8 protein-coding genes and 1 pseudogene are annotated in these 6,849 nt (G+C 61.9%); 3 read left to right on the top strand and 6 right to left on the bottom strand.

What is annotated here, in order from left to right; translation table 11 throughout:
- From H7E91_RS11605 to H7E91_RS11230, 3 genes and pseudogenes are all read left to right on the top strand, one after another.
- The coding region (locus H7E91_RS11605) for an IS110 family transposase (protein WP_479682478.1) at window positions 1-235 on the top strand (235 nt) is incomplete at its 5' end.
- 16 nt (window positions 236-251) lie between these two features.
- Window positions 252-560 (top strand): annotated as a pseudogene (locus H7E91_RS11235) (integrase core domain-containing protein); the annotation flags it as partial.
- A 192-nt stretch (window positions 561-752) separates the two neighbouring features.
- Window positions 753-1,454, top strand: a complete 702-nt coding sequence (locus H7E91_RS11230) for a recombinase zinc ribbon domain-containing protein (protein ID WP_182355209.1) — start codon at window positions 753-755, stop codon at window positions 1,452-1,454.
- 686 nt (window positions 1,455-2,140) lie between these two features.
- On the opposite strand, the gene H7E91_RS11225 is transcribed toward H7E91_RS11230, so the two are convergent.
- The 6 genes from H7E91_RS11225 to H7E91_RS11600 form a co-directional block, all read right to left on the bottom strand.
- The gene (locus tag H7E91_RS11225; RefSeq protein WP_182355207.1) at window positions 2,141-2,764 is read right to left on the bottom strand and encodes an LppA family lipoprotein; all 624 of its coding nucleotides are present in this window, start codon (window positions 2,762-2,764) and stop codon (window positions 2,141-2,143) included.
- A 101-nt stretch (window positions 2,765-2,865) separates the two neighbouring features.
- The gene (locus H7E91_RS11220) at window positions 2,866-3,984 is read right to left on the bottom strand and encodes a hypothetical protein (protein ID WP_182355206.1); all 1,119 of its coding nucleotides are present in this window, start codon (window positions 3,982-3,984) and stop codon (window positions 2,866-2,868) included.
- Complete coding sequence (locus tag H7E91_RS11215) at window positions 3,981-4,196, bottom strand: hypothetical protein (protein WP_182355204.1); 216 nt, start codon at window positions 4,194-4,196, stop codon at window positions 3,981-3,983. Before H7E91_RS11215 ends, H7E91_RS11220 begins: the two co-directional genes overlap by 4 nt.
- Before the next feature lie 111 nt (window positions 4,197-4,307).
- Complete coding sequence (locus H7E91_RS11880) at window positions 4,308-5,687, bottom strand: hypothetical protein (protein WP_241698567.1); 1,380 nt, start codon at window positions 5,685-5,687, stop codon at window positions 4,308-4,310.
- 391 nt (window positions 5,688-6,078) lie between these two features.
- A complete protein-coding gene (locus H7E91_RS11205) occupies window positions 6,079-6,327 on the bottom strand; it encodes a hypothetical protein (protein ID WP_182355203.1) in 249 nt (82 codons plus the stop codon).
- Between the two features lie 254 nt (window positions 6,328-6,581).
- On the bottom strand, window positions 6,582-6,849 hold a 268-nt coding region (locus tag H7E91_RS11600; protein WP_206680434.1), incomplete at its 5' end, for a hypothetical protein.

The raw sequence follows: 6,849 nt of genomic DNA, 5'->3' as shown, positions 1-6,849 counted from the left end.
CCGTCACCGGCTCAACAGGGGTGGTGACCGGCAAGCCAACTCTGCCCTGCACATCATCGCGATCGGCAGACTCAGAACCGACCCGAGAACCCAGGACTATGTGGCGAAGAAACTCTCCGGAGGGCACTCCAAAATGGAAGCCCTCAGGTGCGTGAAACGATACCTCGCACGGGAAATGTTCTACGCGCTCAAAACCAGAACCCAGGTAATCAATCAGACGCAGATTGCTGCTTGACACTTAGAAGGGCGTCCAGGGCTCCCAGTATGTGTCGTGGAGCTATTCCAACAGGTTGGAAGAGGCCGGGCTGAGAGCCTCGGTGGGCAGCGTCGGCGACGCATTCGATAATGCGCTGGCCGAGACCGTCAACGGCCTCTATAAGACGGAACTGATTTACACACGGCCCCACTGGGCAACGGCAACAGAGGTCGAACTGGCGACCATGGACTGGGTCCATTGGTGGAACACGATCCGCCTGCACGAGTCCCTGGACTACCGCACCCCAACAGAGTACGAAGCGCACTACTATCAAGAACATGCCAGCGTCCTGGCACACGCATAAAAGCGGAACGAAACCCAGGACGCTTCAAACCGCGACGACGGCCCCGTACCCCCATCGAAAGGTAAAAGTCGCCTGAATGTGTGGCATGCCTCCACAGTAAAGTCGATTTTGTGTTCCGCGAGGATTAGTGGGCAGCGTGCGTATGACCCTGATGCGCCGCGTGGTGGCGAGAAACCTGGTGGTCGAGCGATTATGGGGCCGGGGAACTGGGAAGCGATTATCACCCCGGAAGAAACCGAACGCATCCGAGCCGTATTCGCGAACCCCGACCGCCGTGTCGGCAGGAGCGCGAAGAGTCTCCTTGCCGGGATCATCTCGTGCGGGAAGTGCGGCAACACGCTCGTCACCGGTGGCTGGCGCACTGGGCAGACTGCTCCTTCGAAGCAGCACTTCTACCGGTGCCTCCCGCTCCCAGGACGCCCGGAACGCGGCGGACTGTCAGCCAGCGCCGCAGGCGTCGAAGCCGTCGTCACGGAAGCTATCATCCTCCGCCTCGCAGCAACCACCCTCCCTGACATGGCACCGGGCGAAGACGGTGGGGTTGCGGCGGCGATGACCCAGATCACTGCTGCGAGGCAGCGGATGGAGGATATGGCCCGCGACTACGGGGCAGGCCTATTGACTCGGGCAGAGTTGCATGCTGCGAAAGCCGCAGCACAGCACTCCATCACTGAAGCGGAACGACTCCTCGGGCGTACCAGCAGGTCCGCAGCGTTGAAGGGCATCCCGATCGGTGACGAGGCGGCGTTGCGGAAGGCTTGGGAGTCGGAGTGGTCGATCCCACAGAAACGCGCCATCATCGCCGCCCTCGTAGACACTCTCGTGATCCTGCCCCTCCCCAACGGCGGCGCACGGTTCAGGCCCGAACGGGTGCAGATCACCTTCAAAGCCTGACACCACAGCACTGCACATGCAGGTGATCCCCGGGAATGCTGCATCGAGGGTGCGGTGTCAGGTTTCGAGTTTGGTGAGCACGCGGAGCTTTGACAGCGCGACCGGGTCGGTGACCGCGAAGGACACCCCCGACCGCTCACACGCCTCTCGCGTGAACCCCTCTGGGTCGAAGCCTGGCGGGAGTGCGCCAGGTGCCCGCGCCCGTCCCCGGGATGGGGTCCGTACCTGACTGGTGCGGGCAATACTCGGTGTACTGGTGGTGTGCGTGATCGTGTTCATACACGACAGGTGCGTCACCCAAACCACAACATCTAGTATTTACTCTCGACTTGAGCTACTATATGTGCTCACGCAATTCAATCAGGAGACCGGTGCGGTGGTCGTGATTCGCAACCACTGGGAGTGTTGATTCAACACCCCCGCACAGCCAGATCGAGATTCACAGGAAGCAACTTTTCCTGGGAAGGGGCGGTTGTGTCGATTCGACACCACCGTGGTCCTACTCCACGAGAGGCTTCCCAGGACAGACGGTCTCGCTGAATCGGCGGCACCGCGGTTCCCTTCAGGATCAAGAAACCCCAAGTCGCATGGTGGGGCCATGGTGGCTCCACCGGCGCGGTTCACCCGCAAACTGGAAAACCCCTGATCCCACGGTGCCGCCACGGTGGCGGGACCGTGCGTGAGTGTCAGTCGGAGGTCGTCGCCTCCGGCAACGTGATTCCCTCAAAGGGAGCCGCGCGGCGGATGAACTCGGCACGATCGGTTTCGCTGATCGTCGTGATCCCATAGAACAGGGAGACACCCGCCACGAGCCCGTCATCGCTCTCGCCCGCCTGGTAGTCAGGGTCGAGCGTTTCATCCTGGACCGTTACGTCAAAGAACTCAGCCCCACGATGGAAGCTCCCCACCCGCATCCACACAGGATACTCCTCGAAGTAGGTGTCGCTCGCTATATCAGTGATCCCGTCCTGTTCCGCGACCTGCCGAACGGTGTCGATGACCGCATCCCATTGTTCGACAGAGACGGTGACACTCACCTCGTAGAGCGCCGAGTTAAAGGTCGTCAATAGTGATGTTCCGCCGTACCCGTTGCCTTCCTGCGGGTACCAGCCACTTTCGTTTTCTACCGTCCATCCGGTGATGCCGTACTGGGTTTCGAGAGTGTCCTGAACTTCGGCGATGAGCTGGTCTGCCCGTGCTTCAACCTCTTCAGCAGCGGGGAGCATCAATACATCGTTTGCTGGGATGCCCGCGTTCGCCGGGTAGTCGACCCACTCAACGGTGACCGTGTTGCCCTCAGCGTCGGTCATGGTTGTTGTCGGTGAAGGTGCGCAGGCAGTCAACAGAATCACTGCTGCTACGGCAGCTGCCGTGCCGAGCGCGACACGCGACCGCAATCGTGTTCCGATCATCATGTTGGGTTCTCCTGTCTCACCCAATCGGTGCGTTCGCCATTCTCTTCAACTACCCACCGTACAGGATCATCGATGTAGCGCACGTTCGGTGTAAACCAGAACGTCTGATCCGGGTCCCAGCCCGCGATCACGGTAGCGGTCTGCTCATCGACAGGGATCGCGATTCCCGCCGCAGAGAGATAGGTCTGTGTCTGGAGGTGTACAGCGTCGTAGTGTTCGGCGACTTTCGCCCAGTCCGGGACCACCCAAGCACCGTCTCGCCCGGTGGCGCGGTACCAGTCGTGACGCTTTTGCGCGGTGACCTCGATCGGGAACCGCGCGCATAGATCCGCCCACGCTTCGGCGGTGTCAATCTCGAAGATACGCAGCCCAGCGGGTACCCCCAGCCGCCGCGTGTTCGCTTGCTCCCAGCCGAGGCTGTCTTCCACGAACCACAACCCGGCAGGACTCTCGTCGAACAGTGCCCTGGTGGTTGAGGGAAGCTCCCACGGTGGGCGTGACCACCAGTTCCCGCTCCAGTTCGCGGTCACATCCGACGGACGCTCCCGCCGAGCAGCCAGTTCTTCCTCGACGATCTGATCCCGCACCTTGCGGAGTAATGCCATCGGGTCTGCCATGATCTCGTGCGGTGGTGCGTCATCCCACTCCACCTGCCATTGGGAACGCTCCGCCACCGACTCACCCCACCACGTGGCATGCGCAGACGCGGCAATGTGCTCCGCGACGCGGCGAAGCGGAACCTGCAACTCATCTGACACCGCAAGTACGTCGCTCCCGTCCGCCTCCTGCCAGTACCTGGCCGAACCGACCGGCTCGGAGACGCAGTCACGCAACAGTTCCGGGGTCACTTCGGCCAACGACACAGTTTCCAAGCGCGCTGCAACCTCAGCGGGGGCGACCTCCCGAACCTCCCCACCGACGTTGCCGATCAACTGCACCGATGTGCCCTTGCCTGGGTCAAGGTGATACGAGGCGAGAAAGACTCCCGCGTTGAACGAGTCCTCACGGTACTCGGGGACGTGGAGGCGATCGGATGCGATCGCATACTCGAGGAGCAGGCGTCGTCCCCGTGGCCCGCACATGAGGAGGTCTGCCAGCGAGGTTGTGTCGATCATGCGGACACCACCCACGGTGCGGACGAGAAGTTACCGCGCCGCATCCGCTCAGAGGACGGATCGAAGTCGATGCTTGACACCCGCTTCTGAGCGTCAAGCCGCGTCAAGGTGGGATCAGCCGCAGAGAGACCCCAGGCTGTCTCAAATCCGGCAGACAACCCCACGTCGTAACAGGCCTGAGCCCGCTCACTTACCTCCACCAGAATCCGCACCCCCCGAGTCTACCAACCGCCCCTGAGAACCCGACTGCCTGGCTCCTCGGCTCAAACACTCCTCAGCAACAAAGTGAGGGACGCAGGCTACGCGGGCGTGGACAGGCTGCGTCATAGGCTGCGTGCTGGCCTATCGCGGGCCGGGCCCGTGCGAGGAGTGTCGCGCTCGAACGGCTCAAGTTCTCGTGCCCGCTGGGCTGCGCGCTGCTGGGTCTGCTCCTGCTCAGCACGCTTGGCCTCTATCCGTCGAGCGGCGTCGCCTATGGGGAGGTTGCGGAGTTCTTCGGCTTCGGCGCGGGCCAGGGCGGCCGTGGCGTGGGCCTCGTGGGCGTTGCGGTGCGGGTTGACAAGGCGCATCCCGAACTGGTCGCGCCAGGCTTCATCTGCTCCAAGCTCGCTGGCCAGCAACGCCAGGCGTTCCTGCGTGTGCCGCCGCTGCGTCGCCGTCCGTTCGACGTGCGCGGTTTCGACGGCACGGTTGGCATCGGTTACGCGGGGGTCGCTCTCGGCTCGGCGTTCCGCTGCCTGCGCTGCCCATGCGGATAGCGACTCGGGGGTGCGGGGCAGTTCATCCCATGTCGCGCGCAAGCTCGCCCGAGCCGCAGCGACTTGTTCGGTCGCGGCGTGGTGCTCGGCCCGCGCTTTACGCCTGCCGAAACGTCCGGCGGTGGCGAGCCTGGCACTTGCGGCGGCTTCGGTTCCGATGGTGGCGAGGTAGGCTGCGCCGTCGTGCTCGGCCTGCTCGGTGAGTGGCCCGGCGACCCCGACGCGCACCCGGGCGGCGGCGTCCTCAGCCCGACGGAGCACGTCAGCGCTCTCGTCATCTTCGGCGCGGTGCTCGGCTCGCTGAGTATCGAGTCCGGCGGCGATCTGCTCCCACCGCTCCGCCTGCCTTTCGGCTTGCTCGGCTTCATGATCGAGTCGGGCGAGTTCTTCAGTGACAAGCCGAACGGGGCCGTTCTTGATGATGCCGCGCACCGCTTCGACAGCCTGAACGGTGGCGTGGTCGAGGCCCCGATCAGCACTGTCGCGTTCCATCGCGTCGATGAACTGCGCCCTGGCATCGGCTATGTCCTCGGCGACGACATGCAGCCGGTTCTGTTCCCGGCCTCTTGTCATCCCGACATACACGCCTGCTGCGCTCGTCGCCTCCGACAGCATCGTGTGCGAGGCAGTGACGGTGGCTCCTTGGACACCGTACGCGGTCGCCGCGTAAGACAGGTGCGCGTGCTCTGCCACATACTCAGCGGGCAGGGCGACGGTGCGAGGATTCGTGCGGCCATTGGAGGTTTCGCGGGCGTACACGGTGCCGTCGTCGGTGACGTGCTGGACGAACCATTGCTGCCGGTTCGCGACCCCGAGCGTGCCATCGTTCTTCCGAGTCTGGATCACGTCACCCCGACCGATGGGTAGGCCATCGCTGCCGGTCGCCGTTACCGCGTCATCGACCTCGCCCCGCTCGACGCGCCCGGACCGGATGCGCTCGTTCAACGCCGCCGCCTCGTCGTTGGTGGCGACTCAAGCAAAGCTTCAGCAGACCCGTTTGCTGGTTGTGATTCACCAGCACCGGGGGTGTTGATTCAACACCCCCGGCCGGCAGGACTTGGTTCATCGCAGAACTTTTTATCCCAGTTGGGACGGTGGTGCCGAATCGGCACCACCGCTCTATCCCCGACATCGCCTGCGTTGCGTGAACAACGCGGGCTGCGCGTTCGCCTCTTTATGGAGGGGTGCTTAAGAGCAGACATCGCCAGACGGCTCCTCTCTCACGGGTCTCAATGCCCTTTGTCGAGATAGGTATTACGCCCTCACCGCTTGTGTTCCTTTTCGTAAACTTGATGGACCTCTGTCGATACGACCTTGCATGTGAAGTCCCTGGGTCTTATTCGGTTCGGGTGCGTTTCCGTACTGGAATGAAGGTTAGGAGCCACGGAATGGTGAACAGCACCGGCAGCACATAGTCCTCAGGAACTACGGGGCGATCAAGTTCAGCCCGCATGATGAAGAACAGGATCCACATGCCGACCGCGAACACGAAAAACAGTGCACGCAGAACCTTCAACAACGTGCGTAGAGGATGCATTGCGAACTTCACAACCAGCGTCACCAAAATCGCGACGATAGGGATCACAGCAAGAAACATCGCCACCAACGTTACCAATCTGCAGCATCACCGGCACGGACCCGGCAGTAGTGCACATATGGGTAAAGAGATTCGGACATCATCCTTCCAGGGAACTGTCCAGTAAGTACTCAGTCAATTCCCCCGAGAAACCGAGGAATCCACGTCGTCTACTTTCGTGGTCTGCGCGAGGTACCTCATATAAATGTGAGCGCGTAATGTGAGTTGGTGCCTCACATACTTTAAGCGCGAGGACTCGTGATTTATTTACTGAGTTGGAGTCGGTTGATCGACGCTTCTAAGGATGTCATATTCAATTGATGAGTTTTGGAGAGCGCTTCGGTTTTTCCCTGTGAGAGCTCGATCAATCGTATCTGGAGCCGGCTGATTTGGCGGGTAAAATCTGAATCGCCCCGGGTTTGGTGGAGGGTCTGAAATCCCGAGAGGATGATGATCATGCCAGCACAAAGGAAGTATCCGCCAGAGCTTCGTGAGCGTGCGATGCGGCTTGTTGCCGAGGCCCGTAAAGAG

The organism is Flaviflexus huanghaiensis (assembly GCF_014118685.1).
In the GTDB taxonomy this organism is placed as follows: domain Bacteria; phylum Actinomycetota; class Actinomycetes; order Actinomycetales; family Actinomycetaceae; genus Flaviflexus; species Flaviflexus huanghaiensis.
This window is presented reverse-complemented; position numbering and strand designations above follow the sequence as displayed.

Coding starts and splice junctions, on each gene's coding strand:
- H7E91_RS11230 (WP_182355209.1), top strand. CDS start 753: ATGGGGCCGGGGAACTGGGAAGCGATTATCACCCCGGAAGAAACCGAA.
- H7E91_RS11225 (WP_182355207.1), bottom strand. CDS start 2,764: ATGACCGACGCTGAGGGCAACACGGTCACCGTTGAGTGGGTCGACTAC.
- H7E91_RS11220 (WP_182355206.1), bottom strand. CDS start 3,984: ATGATCGACACAACCTCGCTGGCAGACCTCCTCATGTGCGGGCCACGG.